This is a genomic window from Rhodopirellula sp. SH410, assembly GCF_055811895.1.
In genome coordinates this window covers 4507850-4527199 of sequence record NZ_CM147949.1, presented here as the reverse complement: position 1 = coordinate 4527199, position 19350 = coordinate 4507850, and the positions used below count along the sequence as shown (strand labels likewise).

General features: G+C 57.9%; 14 protein-coding genes. 3 read left to right on the top strand and 11 right to left on the bottom strand.

Translation table 11 applies throughout. The features are described from left to right. Positions 1-274 precede the first annotated feature (274 nt). The 6 genes from SH410x_RS16475 to SH410x_RS16450 form a co-directional block, all read right to left on the bottom strand. Complete coding sequence (locus SH410x_RS16475) at positions 275-3376, bottom strand: efflux RND transporter permease subunit (RefSeq protein WP_473668968.1); 3102 nt, start codon at positions 3374-3376, stop codon at positions 275-277. Between the two features lie 2 nt (positions 3377-3378). Beyond that, complete coding sequence (locus tag SH410x_RS16470; RefSeq protein ID WP_473668966.1) at positions 3379-4851, bottom strand: efflux RND transporter periplasmic adaptor subunit; 1473 nt, start codon at positions 4849-4851, stop codon at positions 3379-3381. A gap of 192 nt (positions 4852-5043) precedes the next feature. Further along, entirely contained in the window at positions 5044-5505 is a 462-nt protein-coding gene (locus SH410x_RS16465) for a hypothetical protein (RefSeq protein ID WP_473668964.1), read from the bottom strand. 550 nt (positions 5506-6055) lie between these two features. Then, on the bottom strand, positions 6056-7426 hold the full coding sequence (gene xseA, locus SH410x_RS16460; protein ID WP_473668962.1) for an exodeoxyribonuclease VII large subunit: 1371 nt from the start codon (positions 7424-7426) through the stop codon (positions 6056-6058). Then, on the bottom strand, positions 7423-8703 hold the full coding sequence (locus SH410x_RS16455; RefSeq protein ID WP_473668960.1) for an aminotransferase class V-fold PLP-dependent enzyme: 1281 nt from the start codon (positions 8701-8703) through the stop codon (positions 7423-7425). Before SH410x_RS16455 ends, xseA begins: the two co-directional genes overlap by 4 nt. Further along, entirely contained in the window at positions 8700-9194 is a 495-nt protein-coding gene (locus tag SH410x_RS16450; protein WP_473668958.1) for an iron-sulfur cluster assembly scaffold protein, read from the bottom strand. Before SH410x_RS16450 ends, SH410x_RS16455 begins: the two co-directional genes overlap by 4 nt. A gap of 825 nt (positions 9195-10019) precedes the next feature. Between SH410x_RS16450 and SH410x_RS16445 the strand changes: the two genes are divergently transcribed. The 3 genes from SH410x_RS16445 to SH410x_RS16435 all read left to right on the top strand — a co-directional run bounded on the left by SH410x_RS16445 (position 10020) and on the right by SH410x_RS16435 (position 13918). Next, positions 10020-10958 carry a prenyltransferase/squalene oxidase repeat-containing protein gene (locus SH410x_RS16445; RefSeq protein ID WP_473668956.1) on the top strand — a complete coding sequence of 313 codons (939 nt, stop codon included), beginning with the start codon at positions 10020-10022 and terminating at the stop codon, positions 10956-10958. 210 nt (positions 10959-11168) lie between these two features. Then, positions 11169-12167 carry a TIGR03546 family protein gene (locus tag SH410x_RS16440; RefSeq protein ID WP_473668954.1) on the top strand — a complete coding sequence of 333 codons (999 nt, stop codon included), beginning with the start codon at positions 11169-11171 and terminating at the stop codon, positions 12165-12167. Further along, positions 12164-13918, top strand: coding sequence for a TIGR03545 family protein (locus SH410x_RS16435; protein WP_473668952.1), 1755 nt, complete (start codon positions 12164-12166; stop codon positions 13916-13918). Before SH410x_RS16440 ends, SH410x_RS16435 begins: the two co-directional genes overlap by 4 nt. A 201-nt stretch (positions 13919-14119) precedes the next feature. On the opposite strand, the gene SH410x_RS16430 is transcribed toward SH410x_RS16435, so the two are convergent. From SH410x_RS16430 to SH410x_RS16410, 5 genes are all read right to left on the bottom strand, one after another. Further along, positions 14120-15112 carry a hypothetical protein gene (locus SH410x_RS16430; RefSeq protein ID WP_473668950.1) on the bottom strand — a complete coding sequence of 331 codons (993 nt, stop codon included), beginning with the start codon at positions 15110-15112 and terminating at the stop codon, positions 14120-14122. Continuing rightward, the gene (locus SH410x_RS16425) at positions 15109-16044 is read right to left on the bottom strand and encodes a TFIIB-type zinc ribbon-containing protein (RefSeq protein ID WP_473668948.1); all 936 of its coding nucleotides are present in this window, start codon (positions 16042-16044) and stop codon (positions 15109-15111) included. Before SH410x_RS16425 ends, SH410x_RS16430 begins: the two co-directional genes overlap by 4 nt. 15 nt (positions 16045-16059) lie before the next feature. Further along, positions 16060-16362 (bottom strand): P-II family nitrogen regulator, encoded by a 303-nt coding sequence (locus SH410x_RS16420; protein ID WP_473677329.1) that lies wholly within the window; start codon positions 16360-16362, stop codon positions 16060-16062. 71 nt (positions 16363-16433) lie between these two features. Further along, a complete protein-coding gene (locus SH410x_RS16415; RefSeq protein ID WP_473668946.1) occupies positions 16434-17450 on the bottom strand; it encodes an aspartate-semialdehyde dehydrogenase in 1017 nt (338 codons plus the stop codon). Between the two features lie 117 nt (positions 17451-17567). Then, positions 17568-18719, bottom strand: a complete 1152-nt coding sequence (locus SH410x_RS16410; protein ID WP_473668944.1) for a helix-turn-helix domain-containing protein — start codon at positions 18717-18719, stop codon at positions 17568-17570. Positions 18720-19350: the final 631 nt, after the last annotated feature.

The following is a 19350-nucleotide window of genomic DNA, read 5'->3' as shown; positions in this document are numbered from 1 at the left end:
GGGGGACACAGCACTTCGTGGAGAATTTCGACTTCTCTTTCGAGCTGATACGGTGATCTGAAAACTTGCGGCGATTTTCTTGAGAAGATGCTCTGTCCCTCTGATCTCTGATCTCTGATCTCTCTGATCTCTGTCCCTCTGATCTGCTCTGCAATGTAAAAGCGGTTCCCGGCCTCACGAGGCTAGTCGTAGGCAAGACCGGGAACCTTGCCGGTCGCGGCAACACACCGCGACCGACTGAATCGTCTGGAAATACTCGGAGATCCGATGGTGATTAACGATTCACCTGCGGATCGGCTTGTCGCGGTTCGAACCATCGGTAGATGGTCGGCAGCACGAGCAAGGTGAGTGCTGTCGACGTGATCAAGCCACCGATGACCACCGTTGCCAGCGGGCGTTGCACTTCGGCACCGGAACTTGCTGAGACCGCCATCGGAATAAAGCCGAGCGCACCGCAGCATGCAGTCATCAGGACCGGGCGCAATCGATCCATGGCACCGTGGATCACTGCGTCACGCTGCGAGTCACCACGATGGCGTAGGTGCCGGACATGTTCGATCAGAACAACTCCGTTCATCACCGCGATGCCAAAGAGTGCGATGAATCCAACGCCCGCCGAGATCGAAAACGGTAGGTCCCGTGCCCACAACGCGAGCACCCCGCCGGTCGCAGCAATCGGCACGTTGAGGTAAATCAGCAGGGCTAACTTGACGGAGTTGAATGTCATGTACAGCAACGCAAAGATGAGGATCAATGCGACTGGAACGGCAATGGATAATCGCTGGGTAGCTTGTTGCAGGTTTTCAAATTGCCCGCCCCAACGAAGCGTGTAACCGGTTGGCAGCTCGACTTCGTCATCGACAACCCGTTGAGCTTCGGCAACAAACCCGGCCAAGTCTCGCCCGCGCACGTTGCACTGGACCAGTAACCGGCGGCGAACCGCTTCGCGACTGATCTCAACAGGGCCGTCCTCGGTAATGATGTCCGCAACCTGAGAGATTGGGATGGGGCGTCCCTGGGAATCGTCAATCTTAAGGTTCAGCAATTGTGCGGTATTCTCGCGAGCTTCCGGGCGCAGTCGGACTTGCAGCGGAAACCGCCGCTGTCCTTCGAACACTTGACCGATCGGCATCCCGCCAACCGTGCTGACGGCATCGAGTACATCGCGGGTGTTGATTCCGTAGCGTGCCAGGTCGCCGCGGCGCACCTTGACACGAAAGTAGGACAGCCCCGCAATCTGCTGGGCCATGACATCGGCGGACCCCGGCACCTGGCTCAATGCACGGACCAGTTCATCGCCCTTGGTTTTAAGTGTCTCCAGATCGTCGCCATAGAGGCTCAGCCCAATGTCCGACCGGACGCCCGCGACCAGTTCCTGGACACGCAGCTGGATCGGCTGGGTGAAGCTATACGAGTTGCCGGGGACCTCACGGATCAGCGCCGCCTTCATCTTTTCGATGAGGTCGGCTTTCGATTCTGCTGCGGTGTATTGAGCGTTCGGATCGATTCGAATGAGTATGTCGGTTTGATAGACGCCCATCGGATCATTGGCGATTTCCGGGCGTCCGGTCTTAGAGACGACCGTTTCGACTTGGGGGAATTTCAGCAGAGTCCGTTCCATGGCTTTGGTCATTTCGACCGACGTCTCCAGGGACACGCTCGGTAGGCGCACGGCTTGGATCGCGATATCGCCCTCGTCGAGGGTGGGGACGAACTCGACCCCGAAACCGCTGGCCAGGATGACGCTGCCAACAAACAGGGCCGCCGACCCCGAGAACATGGCCAGCGGCCGCTTCATCACAAACATCAACATCGGCTGGTAGGTTTGCTTCAGCGTGCGGACCACAAATGTTTCATTCTGCTTCACCCGGCGGGCGAGAAACAACGATGCCAACACCGGCATGACGGTCACTGACAAGATCAGAGCTGCTGTGAGTGCGGACATGAACGTAAACGCCATGGGGCGAAACATTTTTCCTTCCATGCCCTGTAAACTGAGGATGGGCAAGAACACAATGATCACGATCAGACCGGCGAACAGAATCGGCTTGCCGACCTCCTTCGCCGATTCCCGAAAGACACTTTCGGGAACCCTCTCACCATCGTGGGTTTTTTGATACTGCATTGCCCGCCGCACGCAGTTTTCGACCATCACGACGGCACCATCGACGATCACACCAAAGTCGATCGCCCCCAGACTCATCAGGTTGGCAGACACGCCCGCGTAACGCATGGCGATGAGCGCGCACATTGCCGACAGTGGGATCGCCGCAGCAACGATCAATCCCGCCCGCACATCACCCAACAGAACAAACAGGGTCACAATTACCAACAGCACGCCCAAGCCGATATTCTCACCGACGGTATGGATGGTTTTGGCAACCAGTTCAGTTCGGTCGTAAAAGGTGTCGATGCTCACACCTGCGGGCAAGGACTTTTGGATCTGAGCGATCTTTGCTTTCACATCGCCGACGACCTGCCGTGAGTTGCCGCCCATGATCATCATCACCATCCCCACGACTGCCTCACGATCCCCGTCGCGAGTCACGGCTCCCTGGCGCAGCATGGGAGCAAATGCAACGTTGGCCACGTCGGCGATCCGAATCGGTTTCCCGTCACGGTTGTCAACGACAATCGTGCGAATGTCATCGAGAGAGCCAACCAAGCCCTCACCGCGAATGAGTCGCTGTTCGGCGTTGTGAGCGATATAGCCGCCGCCCGCGTTCCCGTTGTTCTGCTCCAGAGCGTCTGTGATTTGTGACAAGGAGATGTCGTAGTTTTGCATCTTGTCGGGATCGATCTGGACCTCGTAGGTCTTCAATTTGCCCCCAAACGTATTGACCTCGATGACGCCTGGAACGCTCCGTAATTGAAATGCGATCTGCCAATCGAGGATGGTTCGCAGATCCGTCAGTGAGTGCTCAGAGCCCGGATCGGCGCGAACTTCGAACTGATAGATTTCGCTCATCCCGGTTGCGATCGGCCCCAACTCAGGCGTTCCCATGCCGGGTGGAATCTCTTCACGCGCTTTTAGCAACCTTTCATTGATGAGATTACGGGCCCAATAGATATCCGTGCCATCCTCAAAGGCGACCGTCACGGCCGACAATCCAAAGCGGCTGATCGAGCGAATTTCGTCCACCTTGGGGATCCCGCTCATCGCGTTTTCGATTGGAAACGTGATGAATTGTTCGACCTCCACCGGGCCGAGCGAGGGCGAATTCGTCAATATCTGTACCTGCACGTTCGTTAAATCAGGCACTGCGTCGAGCGGGATCGTCGATGCGGCGAACACGCCCATCCCCAAGATCGCCAAGGACATGAGTATGACGATAAAGCGATTGTTCAGTGAGAAATCAATTAAGTGGTTAACCATGATTATTCCTCTCCCATCAAATCGGCGAGCAACTGCGATTTAAGAATAAAACCGCCTTGAACGACGACGGAATCACCCTCATGCAAGCCTTGTTGCACAACCACAGAAGTTTCGTTTGCGAGTCCGAGTTGGATATCACGGCGGTGAAACGTGTTCGTCCCTTGGAAAACGAATACAAAAGTCTGACCCTCGTGTTCTTGCACCGCAGACGAAGGGATTAAGATTGATTTGGTTGGCTGTGCCGTTGGCAGTTCGATATTGACGAACATGCCCGGCTTCAAATAATGACCAGCATTGTCCGCGATCGCTCGCAGCGAGATCGTTCGTGTGGCTTCGTCCATGACATCACCCGTATAGAAAACTTTGGCGGTGAAGTCGCGGTCGGGCAACGCATCATTGTGTAGTTGGATGGTTTGGTTCTTAAACGAATTGAGCAGTGGCAAGTGCTCCTCATAGATATTGGCTGTCACCCAAACCGTCGAGAGATCCGCAATGCTGAACAGGAGAACGTCGGGGCGAATCTGCTCGCTCAACACGACATCTTTGGTAAGTACCGTGCCGTCGAAAGGTGCCCGAATTGCATAATGCGATATCGTTTCACCTCGGCTGACTGGATCGATCTGGTCGATTTCATTTGTAGGAACGTTCAGTATTCGCAAACTGGTTGCGGAAACCAACGCTTTTGCTTCGGCCATTTTCACGGCTTGAGACGACATGATGGTGGACGTGTGCAGCTCGTGCTGAATCTGTTCGATACGAGACTGAAACGTGGCCTGGTCTGAATTGAGATTGGCTTGGGCCGTTAACAATTGTTTTCCTGAAACCGCACCGGTCTGAGAGATTCCTTCGAGCCGTACGACATCTGCTGCGGATTTGAGATAGGCCGCATACGCGGCGACAACTCGTTCGCGAAAGTCGCCCATCGGTCGATCGCGAAACTGGCGTTCGATTTCGTCGATTCCCGTAGCTTTACGAAGTGCATCGAGCAATTCGCTGGCGTTGCTAGCGACTTTGGTTTGCATCTGGTGCTGGATGTTTGCCAGTTCCACTTGCAAACGGTCTTGATAGAGTTGGAGCTTGGCCTCACCAACTTCTCGGCTGTGGATGACTGCGAGCAGATCGCCGGCATGAACGTGCTGGCCCAAGCTGACCGGAACCTCACTGACGGTCCCTTCGACCATGGAATAGATATGCGCGATACGATCTTCGTTGAGCGAAATCTTGCCCGTCAATCGGAGAGTGTTCTCAAACAGCCCCAGTGTGACCGGGGCGAGCTTGATTCCTGCGGCTCGCCACTGGTCTTGGGGAAGCGTCACGACGGAGGCGTTTGCAGAGGGCGCGACGGCCGCATCATTCGACGGCGGCTGAGCGAACGCGGGCGAGCGGGTAACGAACATACCGATGACGATCAGGGTGATCATCCAGGGACGTTGCAGGAAGAGACGAGGCTTGATCGCGGGGAATGATTGGTTCATGGAGCGTGCTTCCGAGGGGCGGATTCAGAGGATGGATTTTCGGTTGTCGTAGCTGCCGTCGCGAGACTGTGGATTCCACGACGGGAATAGTCGCCAATCAGTTGCCTTTTGGGCACCGATGGAGCAGACGCTAGGGACTAGCGGATCACGAGAACGTTGGATCGTCAGAGCGATCCACGACTATTCATCCGTCTAGCAGCGGATGACGCCCAAGAGTTCGGGCAGAGATTGGCGGCTGTGCAGCAGCGCCACGCTTTGGAAGGAATGCCGGTGTTCGAAAGGTATGCTGGGCCTGACCAAGAGTATCTTGGACTCAACGCAATCCAACAACGAAATTTGCGGCAAAACGGATGGGGCGAGGGGACGACCCAACACCATCGGGGCTGTGCTCAGACGGAGGTTATCAGCGTCCCATTGACCACCATGCTCGGTCGGGTAGACCCAATGCCAATGCCAGTCGTTTGGCCAGTTTTCAGCGTTGGAAAACCCGCCATGGTAGCACTGCAGGTGCTGAGCCATCTGCTGATCGGATACTCGGGAAGAGTATTCACTATGTCGATGCCCCACTGGGATCGGCGCAGGCCACATCATCAACGCGAGAAGGATCATCTCCGTCAACATGGGAACAGGCGAGCGAACGAACTTCGGTAACATGCGTGCCACGCAGAAAATGGTGAAAGCAATTATCTGCTTCGCTCGTCAGTGTAGTTTCACGACGACGACTGTCAACACAACGAAATACAGGCGACCGAAGAGGAGGGACAGGGAGGGACAGAGCTTGACATTGAGGTATTCGACAATGTCCCGATGCGAGGCAGAGTGCTTAAAACGAGAGGTTTGCGGGTTTTGAGAAGCGAGTCTCCTCCTCGCAGTGCTGTGTCCCCTCAGCTTTCGAATGAAGGAAATTGACGCAGAGACGCGAGAGTCGGGGAGACGCAGAGAAGAGTGGAGGGTGAGAAGGCAGTGGCTGGCTTTCTCTGCGTCCTTGCGTCTCCCCGTCTCTGCGTTGAATTCTTCATGACAGAAGTTGCTGGTGCTTGGGGGACACAGCACTTCGGGTGCTTGGGGGACACAGCACTTCGTGGAGAATTTCGACTTCTCTATCGAGCTGATACGGTGATCTGGATGCTTGCGGCAGTTTTCTTGAGAAGATGCTCTGTCCCTCTGATCGTCCCTCTCTCTGATCTCTGTCCCTCTGATCTCTTTAGTCTTGCTGATCAACGACGATCGATTGGATCACTCCGTCGGTCACTCGGCTACGGAGAGTTTGGCCGGGCTGCACGTCACCGCAGACGCGGATGACATCGCCTTGCTCGTTCTGTGTAACGCTGTAGCCCCGTGCGAGGACATCGAGTGGGGAGAGAGCGGAGACTGCGGCGGCGAGTTGTTGTAGACGGCTGCGCTGTTGCTCGACGCGCCGCCACATCGTTGAGCGGGCACGCTCATCGAGTTCGTCGACCAAGCGACTGCGGTTGTGGACGAGTTCAAACGGGTTGCGGAAGATCGGTCGTGATTCGATCCAGCCGAGTCGTTGACGTGACCCGTCGATTCGCTGAAACAATGACCGCCGCATGGTGGCCTCGAGTGCTTCGAGGACATCGACGAGGACTTCCCGGTCGGGCAGCACGCGACTCGCCGCGTCAGTGGGCGTCAGGGCGCGGACGTCCGCAACGAGATCCGACAGCGTCACGTCGATTTCGTGACCGACAGCCGAGACGGTTGGGATTCGCGAACGGGCGAGTGCACGGACAAATCGCTCGTCATTGAACGACCATAGGTCTTCGAGTGACCCGCCGCCGCGTGAGACGATCAGCACGTCAGGACGGGGCTCGAGCTGGTGCGCCGCAGCGATCCCGGCGATCAACGCGTCGACACTGCCTGGCCCCTGAACGCTGGCGGGGATCAGCACGATTTCGACGCCCGCGTGCCGCGCCGCTGCGGCTTGCAGGAAGTCACGAATTGCCGCGCCCGTGGGACTGGTGATGATCGCGATCTTTCGCGGCAGGCGTGGCAATACCCGTTTCCGCTCCCGTGCAAACAAGCCTTCGGATTCGAGTTTCGATTGCAGTTGAGCGAGTGCGAGCTGGAGGGCGCCCATGCCTTGCGGTTGGCACTTGCGTACAACCATCTGGACGGTGCCCCGCGCCGCGTAAACTTCAATATCGCCAAAACAAAGCACACTTTGACCATCATCGAGATCAAAGGGCAAACGCTCGGCCACACTCCGCCACATCACACCTCGCAATTGCGAGCGTTCATCTTTGAGGGTGAAATACAAATGCCCGCTACGCGGCCGCGCGATGTCCGTGATCTCGCCAGCCACCCACATGCTCGACAACGACGACTCGACTGCCTGTTTGATTCGCAGCGTGACTTCGCTGATGCTAAGGGCTTCTTCGGCGGTCGCCGCCACGGGCTTTTTAGTGGCAGGGTTGCTGCGTGGAGATTTCTTCAGTGTCGAAGATTTCTTCTTTACACTTGGTTTCGCTTGGGCGGATGGCGCAGACGCTGAATCCTCGCCGGAAAAATCATCGCCGCCAAAATCAAACGGAATCTGTTGGTTGCCGCCTGTCATGAAGGCAACTCGGCGGATCGCCGCGACCGTCGTCGCCGCCCCGACTTGGCAAATTTCGCCCGTACATCCGCAACGGCCTCGAGCAATTGGTCAACCTCGGCAGGCGTGTTGTACAAATAGCAGCTCGCCCGCGTCGTCGCGGTCACGCCGATGGCTTGGTGCAGCGGCATCGTGCAGTGATGGCCCGCCCGCACGGCCACGCCGCGTCCGTCCAGGAACTGGGAGACATCGTGTGCGTGGACGCCCTCGATCAGAAAACTATTGATGCCCGCCTTCTTGTCGGCCGCGGGCCCGATCACGCGCACGCCCTCAATGGTTCGCAATCCCGCATCGACGCGTTCGCCGAGCACCCGTTCGTGAGCATGGATGCGGTCCATCCCAATCGCGGTGAGATAATCGAGAGCGGCGGCCAGGCCGATCGCTTCGACGATCGGTGGCGTCCCCGCTTCGAATTTTTCCGGCAGTTCATGAGTCGTGAAACCCGCCGTGGTGACATTGAGGATCATGCCACCGCCACCGAGGAACGCCGGCATCGCATCGAGTAATTCCTGTTTCCCATAGAGCACGCCGATACCGGTTGGCCCGCAGACTTTGTGGCCGCTAAAGACCAAGAAATCAGCGTCCCATGCCTGCACGTCGATCCGCTGATGAGGTGCGGCTTGAGCGGCATCGATCAACACGGTCGCACCGCGATCATGAGCCATCGCTGTCCAACGCTGCACCGGGTACTCGCTGCCGAGCGTGTTGCTGGCGGCGGCGAAGGCAAACATTTTTGGCCGATATCGGTCGAGGTACTCAGCGACGATCTCATCCGAGATTTCAAAGTTTTCATCCAGCGGCACAAACTCCACGCGGCAGCCCGTGCGGGCGGCAAGTTGGTGCCAGGGGACGATATTAGCGTGATGTTCGCTGATCAGCACCAAGATCACGTCGCCGGAGGAAACCTGGGAGTCACCCCACGAGCGGGCAACGGTATTGATCGCGGCTGTCGTGCCCGCGGCGAATATGATTTCCCGTGTCGAAGAGGCGTTCACGAATGCCGCAGTCGTCCGGCGGGCCGCCTCGTAGGCGCGAGTGGATTCTTCGCTGAGCGTGTGGATGCCGCGATGGACGTTGCTGTAATACCGCAGGTAGCAGTCATCCATCGCCTCGATCACCGCGCGCGGCCGCTGGGTCGACGCTGCGTTGTCGAGATAGACGAGTGGCAATCCACTCGTGACGGTGCGATCAAGTACTGGGAAATCCTGACGGATACGGTCGGTATCGAGTAAACTCATTGTTCTTCCTCCAGGGACGGTCCACCAAAGGAGGTCGACGGATCGGTATCCAATTCGTCGTCGTTCTCCGTCACACTCGCTTCTGCGTCGGTACCAATCGGACGCTGCAGCGCTCCCTGCAGTACCTTCCAGCTGAGGAGGCAGCACTTTTGACGATTGGGAGTCAATTGCGGGCCAAAGAGTTTGAGCATGTCATCGGCGGAAAATTTCTTGACTTCCTCGATGGACTTGCCCTCGAGTTCTTCGAGCAACATCGATGCCGACGCTTGGCTGATCACGCAGCCATCTCCATTGAACCACGCCTGGGCGACACGCCCCTGGTCATCGAGCAAGAGATCGATGTGGATTTTGTCGCCACACAGCGGGTTCTTGCCATCGTGAGCATGAGTTGCGCTCGCTAAAGCCCCCCGGTTGTAGGGGTCCTCGTAGTGGTCGAGCACGTTCTCTTGGTAGATGTCTTGATCGTTGGGATTGTCCTGCGGGTGGGGCATCGGCGTGGAGATATCGTTTGGCGAAGAGGAATGGGCGACAGGAGTAAGCCGGGCAGGTGGTTTCGCGAGCAATTTGCGAGGCCGCTCCTCCCTTTCACTCTACGCAAGATGTCAGAAAAGGGAACTGCCCATTAAATGGACGGCCTCGAGGAGATAGACTCAACCCAGTCATCTACCGAGCCACCCACCGCCGCGAGCACGTGATGGCAATTCACGATGGCAGCCATGTGGGAGCGGGAATCGTCCACGATTTTTATCGGTCTCGGATTGTCGAAACCCGACAGACTTGGAACGCGGGGCGACCCCGGGACCATTTCGACGCCCTCGCCGAGCACGTCGTTCAGCGGGCCGGTCCCAGACGTTCGTGACTTGGGGCTGGAGACCTGGGACCGAAGACCTGGGGACAGATACCTCGGAGCGGAGACGTCGGACGCGACCGATCGCTCGCAGTGATGCGTCTCGATCGAGCCCAGTCTCCTATCCGGCCGCACTTTCGCCCGTGGCAGTGCTCGATGCACCAGCTTGTGCTCGACCGGCACATGGGCCAAGTTCCGGTGATCCTCGAGGGAGGATCTGCGAGATTTTGGCGGGACCGTGCGGCGAGGGTGCCGCGCCCGGTGTCACGGCGGAGTATCCTTTGGGATGATCTGCTTATCGCAGCAAGTTATCGCTCACTTCCTATTTTGAACCTATCGCAGTTAGTAAGACGTTGATTGATATGCCAGCATTCCTGACGCCCGACGTGTATGTCAACGTGCCACTTCAAGCCACGTATGACGCGACTTGGAAAGGCGTCCCCGGACGTTGGAAAGACGTCATCGTTTCATGAGCGGATATCTACACGAACTCACTCTGCGCTTAGCGATTGGTGCGTCGGCGCTACCGCCGGAGTTCCGCGATCGACATGCCCGCTGGTTGCTCCGCCAACAGCGGGACGACGGCGGGTTCGCCGGTCGCGAGGGCGAGAGTGATCCGTACTATTCGGCATTCGCGTTGCGTTCGCTGTGGATCCTCGACCGGCTCGACGCGTCCGTAGCCGAACGTGCTGGGATGTTCCTGCGCCAGCGTCTCACCCAGCGTGACAGTGTGATTGACATGATCTCACTGATTTTCGGTGCCGCCATTTTGGAAATGGCTGCTGGCGAGGTGGTGATTGCGGATGAGGACACGACATGGCGAAGCAATGTGGCGGGACTGTTGGGCGAACTGCGCTGCAGCGATGGTGGGTTTGCGAAAACGCCTGAGGGGCGTGCGGGCAGTACGTACCAATCATTTCTCTGTGTGCTCTGCCATGAGCTGATGGAGGTGCCTGTCCCGGACGTCGATGGGTTGTTGGGGTTCATCGAATCGCAGCGGCACGCCGATGGCGGCTACTTGGAAATCCGAGCTGCGAAGCGTCCCGGTGTGAATCCCACTGCCGCAGCGATCGGGATGCTAAAAGCCCTCGGCCGGCTCGATATTGCCCGCGAGTTCGACACCGTGGGATTTTTGTTGGAGATGCAGGGTGACGAGGGTGGGCTGACGGCGAACACGCGGATCCCGTTTGCGGATCTATTGAGCAGTTTCACGGGGCTGACCACGCTGGTCGATTTAAAAGCGTCTGAGGAACTTTCGATTCCCCGTGTGATTCAATACGCCGAGTCGATGCAGTCGCCGATCGACGGTGGGTTCGTCGGTTTCGCCTTCGATCAGACAGCCGACGTGGAGTACACGTTCTATGGCCTCGCCACGTTGTCCATGTGCGCCGGGCTTAGTACCGTCTGAGCAAAAGCTTCGTATTGGGCTGGCAGCGACGAATTTGCGGATTGTATTCAATCTCTTGGCCAATTGTGCCGATTGAATGGGATAGCGCGTTACCAAACCGACTGCGCCGTTCCCACCACCGCATAGAGTGCAATCGATTTCGAGTAGGTCATTCCGCAGACCGCTCACGTTATCGATTTGTGCTGCGTTTTACCGCAAGAGGCGGAAACCATGATTCTCTGGACGATCAAGCTCATCAGCAGCGTTCGCAAGGCGATTGCGGGAAGGCAGCATCCCGGCCAACTCGCTTGGGGCGTCGCGCTCGGTGCCCTCGTTGGGATCATCCCACACGGCAACCTGTTGGCCGTTGCCTTGGTGCTGTTCGTGTTGATGTTGCAGATCAATCACGCCATGGTGGCGCTGGTCGGCGTGGCGGTCACTTTTCTGGCACCACGGTTAGATCCAACCTTCAATGCACTGGGCCGCTGGATTTTCGAACAACCGCAGGTCGCTGATCGACTGTCCTTGGCATGGCAATATCCGCTCGTGGCCTGGACGGATTTAAACAATACAATCGTCATGGGCAGTTTCATGATCGGTCTGGCTTCGGTCGGCCCGCTATACATGATCACCTATCCGCTATTCCGAGCCTGGGCACCCGTCGATGCGGACGCTGACGAGGACGCCGAAGATGGTGCGGAGAGCGATCAAGCATCCGTGCTCGCCGAGGGCGTGAAGTCGGGGGAGCCGAGCGACACGAATCCAATCGTGAAACGAATCGATACCAGTCACTCCCGTCGCGATAGCAGCCACGTCGAGACATGCGACGTCGCTGGCGTGGAATCGCCGAAGGTGGACGCGTTGAGTCCGATCGCTGAGGTTGCGACCGAGCAGGCCGGTCAGCCGGATGTTCGCGGTCGTCACTCCGATTCGCGACAAGCGGCGGCATTGCCAGCGACGCCTCGTCCGGCACAGGACCCGGGGCACTCGAGGCCCAGTCCGCAGCTCGCCACGCCGCCTCTCCAACCACGCCCTACTCGCATCGCGATTGGTACGTCGGTGTCGAGACCGGTGACGACGACCGAAACCATGGTTGCGACCCGCAACGCACAATCCAAGACGGCAGTCGATTCGCATGGATCGCCCGCCGATGAACAACACAAAATCGATGAAGCGCTTAGTTACTTGCTTCGGCAGTTGCGTGATTCCAAAGATAAGGATGCAGCATGATTCGTTGGCGATTTTTATTGACACGTCTGATTCTCGCAGTTGCGATCTTGATGATCCTCACCTTGGGTCTGGGCCCGGTGGCGAGCTACATCACCGTGGCGGGTCTACAGGCATCGACGGGTGCACGAGCCGACATTGAATCCACCTCGGTCCGGTTGTATCCGCCCTCGATACGATTCACGAACGTGCGCGTCGCCGACCCACGTGACGGCAAAGAGCTGCGGGATGCGTTCGCTGCTGATTCAATCGAACTGACCATTGATGGCGACGCGCTTCTACGCCGTCGTTGGGTGATCCGGGAAGGCAAGATCAGCGGTCTGCAGATCGGTTCGCAGCGGGAAACCTCGGGACACTTCGACGCCGAGCCTGAAGTGGCCGACGAAGCGGCGGGGCCGTCGATGATCGGACAGATGCTCTCGAAGGCCACCAACGGGCTGGCCGATCAAGCTGAAGAGATCGGTGGCGACTTAGAAACCGTGAAGACGGGCGAAGATATTCGTCGTCGCTGGAAAACTCAGTACGAGACGCTCGTCACGCAAGCTCGCAATCTCGAGAAACGCGTCAAGACGATTCAAGAAGCCGCCAAGGGGATCGACAACCCACTCCGGGATTGGCCGGAACTCGAGCGAACGCTCGCCGAAGCACGAACCGCACGCGAAGAACTGCTTAGCGTTCGCGAAGCGATGGACAAAATGCCCGACCAACTACGTGGCGACCTGGTCAAGCTGGAAGAAGCTCGACAAGCTGACTTGGCAAAACTCGACGCCTACATACCCGGCGACCTGAGTGAATCGAAGAACTTTGGCGTCGATCTGATCTCAGCGCAAATTCACAGTTACCTGACACAGCTCCGTGGGTATCTTGATAATGGTCGGACGCTCGCCAATTACACCGTGGTCGCTCCTGACACCGATCGTGTTCGCGGTGAGAACTTCGATTTCCTCGGCAAGCATCGACGCCCCGAAATGCTGGTCGAACAATGCCAAGTCGACGGATTGATGCGTGCCAGTGGCAAGACGTACTCGCTCACGGGCATGATCGAAAACATGACCCCGCAGCCAGAGTATCTGGACGAGCCCACTCGCGCTCGACTCTTGCTCGAAGGTCCTGAAACCGTGCAAGTTGACTACATCCGCGACCGCCGCCATGGCTCGCTCAATGATCGTTTGACTTTGCACTGGCCACAGATGCGTGCCGATCCGATGCGGTTGGGCGACGGCAAAAACGTGGCCGTTGCCATCAGCGGCGGTCAACGTGAGGTGTGGGTCCAACTCGATAGTCAGGGCGACATGGTCCAAGGGCGTCTGGTCAGCAAGCAAGTGGGCGTGAACATGCACCTCGACGTGGATGGCGATTCTGCCAACTCTGCTGCCGTGTTGTCGATGAACCAGTCGTTGGCCAGTGTCGACAACATCCAGGTAGACGCTGCTTTCCATGGCGATTGGAAGAAACTCAACCTCGACCTCAAGACAAATCTCGGCGACGTCTTCGGTGATGCCGTCCACGATGCGATCGCCAAGCAACTCGACGAAAGTAAAGCGAAACTCGCGGCCAAGGTCGATGATGCTCATCGTGAGCAAATGCTGCAGCTACGTGAATGGATGTCCAAGCAACAGAATGAAGCTCAGTCTCTGCTCGCATCGGCGGATCGTTCGATCGAGGAAATGAGCCAGAAAGTGCTGGCCGAAGTCGGCGATGCGGACAGCTATCTTGGCAAACTGCAAACAGCCTTCGGCAAGAGTCTGCGTTAGCATCGCGTGACCAACGGGTGAGAAGTTTTCCGTAGCCACCGTCGCCAGGCGGTCGGCCCCCACGCTCGGACGCGTATCGCAACGTCAGTTTTCCTCGCAGGATGTCTGACGCCATGCAGGATGTCTGACGCCATGCGGCTCACCATTTCCGGTCGAGCTTCGGCGAAATCAATGGCCCGAGACGACACCGCGTTGCATCGGTCAGTTCAGCAGCGACACGACGCCCAGCAAAACCAAAACCCCAAGTGCGATGCCGGCAACCAGCACGAACAGTTTCGCGTACGAGAACGGTGACGTGCCGATGATATAGCGGGTGTCCTGACCGCAGATGACGACGCGGTAGAGTTGCTTGCGGTAGCGATAGGCGAGCACATAAGCGGGCAGCGAATAACGCCTCGTGATGAGCCGTCGCAATACAATGCTGACGTGAACGTTGCGAAACCGCGTGCCCGGGATGTAATTTTGCTGGATCTGCTGAGCGGCGGATGAGTCGATCACGGCCGCAACCTGTTGACGGGCTTGGCTGCGGGGAATGTCGAACCGTTCGAGCAGCGGGTGGTCACCGCCGCCTTGGGGAGTGTCAGCGGCGCTGGCCAATTGCATACCGGGCGTAATCGCCTCGGCCTCCGCGTCCGATAGACCGCGTGAACCGGAGACGAGGATATTGTCAAAACGAATTTGGTTTTGGCCAGCGTGAGGTGCCCAGGCGGAACGGCCTGAACCCGCATTGGAATCGGCCGTCCAACTGACGAACGCCTCGGCATCAAAAATCCAAGCGACCCACCACAGCGGTTTAATTTCCGTCAGCTGGGAGGTCGCCAGGAGATCCGAAGGAGTGAACCAGCCCCGCGTCCCCAACCAGGTTCGGAGGGCTGCACGGGCTTGGTCAATCGTGACGGTCATCGGCAGATACACCTCGGTCTGCTCGACGGGATCGGTGATCGTCTGCACCTTGAGCACGTCGCCGCAAAAGGAGCACGCAGGAGCTTGGAGGTCAGCATCGTACGTGATCGCGGCACCACATCCCTGGCAGCGCAGCAGCGTGGTCGCCGTTTCGACTCGATCCGTGGTCGCTACACGGGGAGCGGCCGCGCCACAAATGGCGCAGCGGAGGTCGCCGGCCTCGAGCGGTGAATCGCACCGTGGGCAGCAGCGGTCGATGGTTGAGTCGGAGGGCGGTGGAGCATGCGTCATTGCATCATCGAAATCAAGATAAACAAGACAAGGCAAACGACTACTACCCCAAGTACCGTCAAGGCGATCTTGGTAGTTGAAACCGGGACGGTGCCCCCCACGCGGCCCGTTTGTCCGTTCACAAGAATCTGGATCGGGGGGCGATCGTCGGCGTAGCGTATCGCATACGACCAGACGGGTAGCAACACGAGGTCGATGACTTCATTGGAAACGTTCGTGTCTGTGTGCAGCAGCGTAGAGCTATCGCCCGGCATGAAGCTGGCCAGTTTTCGATTGACCATCGCGAGCGTTTCATTGTGAGCGAATTGAAGACACTCCTGTTTGCTGCGGGAGGGTTCTTCGGACAGCCAACCGGATATGAAAGAGTCCGCGTAAGGACGCAGGGAACGCAGATTGAAGGGTTCAATCGCTTCGAGCGCCGCATTGCTGACACCGCTCGAGGCGGTGACGAGGACGTCGACGATATAGCATTCGTGATGGCCTTGCAGGGAGCGGTATTCCGTCTTGGTAACCGTTCGCGTGCGTGTGACCGTACGCCCGTTCGAGTCGGTCGTGGTATAGGTTTCCGTCTCGGTGTAGTTCTCGCCAATCCGAGCCGAATACTGAGAGCTGGTTACGGCACCGTACAAATATGCAGGCAAATAGACGCCGTGAGTCAGCTTGGGCACGGCACGTTTGAAATCGGAGCGGGCGAAGATGCTGCTACCTGAAATCCACTTCCGGACGGCTGCCGATGCGCGGTCATGATTGACCACGAATGCCACTAGGAAAGCGGGTTGGGGGCGATTGTGGCTGGGCGGGCGATGGATGATCGACGGCGACGCACAGTAGGGACACGTGGTCGAACGGATGTTTGCATCCACATGCAAGACTGCACCGCAGGATTGACAGGCAATCTCCTGTTCGCCTGTCTGTTGCGATGAATCAGCCACCATTGATTTCTGTTCTTACCGCAAGCTATCGACGGGTAGCACCATGATCTTACCGTCCCCAATTCGGCCCGTTCGAGTCACCTCGACGATTTTCTCCAGCACGCCATCGAGCCGAGCATCGTCCACCCAAAGGGTGATCTCAACTTTGGGCAGGAAGACTTGAGAGTACTCCGTATCCTGGTACTGGTCGAGATAACTCTTTTGGCGCCCGTACCCTTTCACCTCATGAACAGAGAGCCCCTCCAGAGGCGCCCGCTGCAGGGCCATCAAGACCTTTTCAGCGAGGTGCGGTGCGACAACGGTGACGACTTGCTTCATCGCATTCTTGACGGAGGAGGGCATGGCACGAAAGTCGAATCAACTTTCACTGCGCATTCTATACCGCTTCTTCAGGAACTCGCTACCGCGTTGCGGGCGAGGAGTTCGCCGATTTGCACCGCGTTGGTGGCAGCACCTTTTCGCAGGTTATCACTCACGCACCAAAATGCGATGCCTGAATCCGAACTGATGTCCTTTCGAATTCGGCCCACGAACACGTCATCACGACCCTCGCAATCGCGGGGCATGGGATAGATTTGACTGTCGAGATCGTCGACCACCGTGACGCCTTCGGCGGCGTCCCATAGCTCTCGGGCTTGTTCGACCGTGAGCGGTTGTTTGGTTTCGACCAAGATGGATTCGCTGTGTCCGGTGGCCACGGGAACGCGCACCGCGGTGGGGCAGATCGCAATCGAATCGTCACCGAGGATTTTGCGGGTCTCGTACACCATCTTCATCTCTTCGCTGGTATAGCCGAGATGCTTATGGGATCCAATTTGGGGGATGAGATTGAATCCGATCGGGTGCTGGAACGTCGCCGGGGCATGCGTCTGGCCTTTGAGCGACGCTTCGATACTCGCGTTGAGTTCGCGGTTGCCCGCTAGTCCGGCACCACTGGTTGCTTGATAGGTACTGACCACGACGCGGCGAATGCCGACCGCGGCGTGTAGCGGCGCGAGGGCAACAACCATCTGCGTGGTGCTGCAGTTCGGGCTCGCGATGATGCCATGATGGTTCTCCACGGCGCGCGGGTTGACCTCCGGGATCACCAACGGCACCTTCGGGTCCATCCGCCAATAACCGCTTTCGTCAACCACGACCGCTCCCGCCTGGACAGCCCACGGTGCGAATTCGGCGGACACCTCATCGGGTGTGCTGGCGATCACCAAATCAACACCTTGGAACGCCGACGGTTCCAGCAGTTCTACCGTGATTTCTTCGTCACCAAATCGAACCTTGGATCCCGCACTGCGCGCCGAGGCGAGCAGCCGCAACCGACGCATCGGAAAGTTCCGGGCGTGGAGCTGATCAAGGACAATTCGGCCGACAGCGCCGGTGGCACCAACGAGGGCTACGCAATCAAACATTGAAAAAACGGTTCAGAGAAAAAAGGGGTCTGGGAATCGGTAGAGAGCGGTTCAGGAAAAAGCGGACCCCTGGTTTGTTTTTGAACCCTGAACCCTCCTTTCTCTGAACCCTCGTTTTTACCTTCTTGCAAATCGGCGGGCGATGGCCTCGCGGGGTAGCGGCATGATCTTCGCCGCTCCGCCGGTATTGTGAAGGAGATCGGCGCGATCGGGTTTCCCCTCGGCGTCTTCATATTGCACCAAGTACGCCCCGACCTGGATTCCGCTTTCTTCGTAGACCGGTGGCCAAAACTCTTCGCCGCGGATGGCCAACGTTTTGGCGAGCAAACGGGTGGCGCGGCCCGAGAATCCGCTGAGCACCATGTCCAGTCGACCGAGTGCTTCGCGGAACAGGTAAAACACCAACGCCACATCCTTGCCGCTGCCGCCGGCAAATTCCCAAGTGCCGTTGTCTTTTTCGTAGTAGAAGCCCGGGTGCGGGGCATCTTCGTTTTTGCTCAATCGCATCCCCGCCGACGCACCATCAGGTTTCGGGTCGTTATCGCGGTACCGCAAGAAGAACGGGCATGAGCGAGCGGAGACGTCATCGACGTCGTCTTCGGTGACAAACGGCGTGCATCCGAACGCTTCGGAAAACAGCAGTTCGACGGTTGGATTGCTCTTCACGCTACCGATGCAGATGATGCCGCGATCACCAGCTCCGTTTTGAAAGCCATCGAAAACTTCCGTCGCTCGCTCGCGGGCATCTTCGAGGGAAACTTGGCCCGGGCTCCATACCAGTGATTGTTGAATGCGATCGGGACTGGGGACTTCGGCAGCTCGTGTCGATCCATCCGTCGCCGATTTATCACCGAGATGCTTGGCCACGCCACCGAGCGTGGAGATACCGTTGAGCAACTCACCCACCAGCACCGAATCGCTGGCCACGACCATGGCATTCTCCGGCGACGCTTCGCCCTCGCCTTGGCGAACACCCACAACGATCTCGATATCGCTGCGGCGAGCCAAGAGCTCCCAGAAGTTTTCCGCATTGATGGCGAACAACGCACCAGGCAACTCGTCGGCCGTGGCGTGACCTTGATCGATCAAGTAGTCGCATAGACGCGAGAGCGCGTCCAAAGGAATGTATTTTGCTTCGTTTTTGAGCAGCGAAGCCACTTGATGGCGGTCGAGGCCGGTGTGCTCGACGATCGCTTTGATCGTTCCCGGCCGTTTGCGACGGTCAGGGGTGTGGCCGAGGAGTTCGGCAAGCCGAAAGGCGTATCTCATAGGTGCTCTTTTACAGCATAAGGAGAAGAGAAAAGAAACCGAGTCGCGCGAGGTGAAAAACCCATCGACCGCACAAGATTGATAATCTTTTAAGGGTAAAGTTCACCCATTCACCAATATCGCGTCCGCCCGCATGATGCGCCAGCGATCCCGTAAGGGCAAGTAGCCTCACCCTACCAAGTGATCTGTCACTGGTCTATCCGTGGCGAAGCCTGCGTTGATTTTATTCGATTGAGAGGGGCCGGTGCATGATTCCGTTGCCGATCCCCAGGTTTTGACGTGTTTTTTCTCGCCCGGGCGGCTGAGGGGAGCCGCTCTGGCGACGCCATGGTGAGTCAAGTGCCGTAACGGCATCAGGCATTGCCGCCGGGTCCGCCGCCTTAGCAACGAGCGGAAAATAAGTGGCCGAACGCTCCGCGGTCGGAATGGTCGACCGCGGAGCGTTCGGCCACCATTTCAGACAGTAATTTCCCGCTCGGTCCTTAGCACATCAGGGGACGCCATTCGGCGTGACTCGCTTTGTGGCGTGACCCACGGTGAATTTTGCCGACCGATGCTGTTGAGGAGGCAACGTTTCGGACACGAAGAGCATTTTCCAGGCGACAAAATCCGAGCCTGGGCAGGAGGAAAT

What these genes read in the sequence shown, in the direction of transcription:
- SH410x_RS16475 (WP_473668968.1), bottom strand. Translation starts at nt 3,376, where the DNA reads ATGGTTAACCACTTAATTGATTTCTCACTGAACAATCGCTTTATCGTC.
- SH410x_RS16470 (WP_473668966.1), bottom strand. Translation starts at nt 4,851, where the DNA reads ATGAACCAATCATTCCCCGCGATCAAGCCTCGTCTCTTCCTGCAACGT.
- SH410x_RS16465 (WP_473668964.1), bottom strand. Translation starts at nt 5,505, where the DNA reads ATGTTACCGAAGTTCGTTCGCTCGCCTGTTCCCATGTTGACGGAGATG.
- xseA (WP_473668962.1), bottom strand. Translation starts at nt 7,426, where the DNA reads ATGACAGGCGGCAACCAACAGATTCCGTTTGATTTTGGCGGCGATGAT.
- SH410x_RS16455 (WP_473668960.1), bottom strand. Translation starts at nt 8,703, where the DNA reads ATGAGTTTACTCGATACCGACCGTATCCGTCAGGATTTCCCAGTACTT.
- SH410x_RS16450 (WP_473668958.1), bottom strand. Translation starts at nt 9,194, where the DNA reads ATGCCCCACCCGCAGGACAATCCCAACGATCAAGACATCTACCAAGAG.
- SH410x_RS16445 (WP_473668956.1), top strand. Translation starts at nt 10,020, where the DNA reads ATGAGCGGATATCTACACGAACTCACTCTGCGCTTAGCGATTGGTGCG.
- SH410x_RS16440 (WP_473668954.1), top strand. Translation starts at nt 11,169, where the DNA reads ATGATTCTCTGGACGATCAAGCTCATCAGCAGCGTTCGCAAGGCGATT.
- SH410x_RS16435 (WP_473668952.1), top strand. Translation starts at nt 12,164, where the DNA reads ATGATTCGTTGGCGATTTTTATTGACACGTCTGATTCTCGCAGTTGCG.
- SH410x_RS16430 (WP_473668950.1), bottom strand. Translation starts at nt 15,112, where the DNA reads ATGACGCATGCTCCACCGCCCTCCGACTCAACCATCGACCGCTGCTGC.
- SH410x_RS16420 (WP_473677329.1), bottom strand. Translation starts at nt 16,362, where the DNA reads ATGAAGCAAGTCGTCACCGTTGTCGCACCGCACCTCGCTGAAAAGGTC.
- SH410x_RS16415 (WP_473668946.1), bottom strand. Translation starts at nt 17,450, where the DNA reads ATGTTTGATTGCGTAGCCCTCGTTGGTGCCACCGGCGCTGTCGGCCGA.
- SH410x_RS16410 (WP_473668944.1), bottom strand. Translation starts at nt 18,719, where the DNA reads ATGAGATACGCCTTTCGGCTTGCCGAACTCCTCGGCCACACCCCTGAC.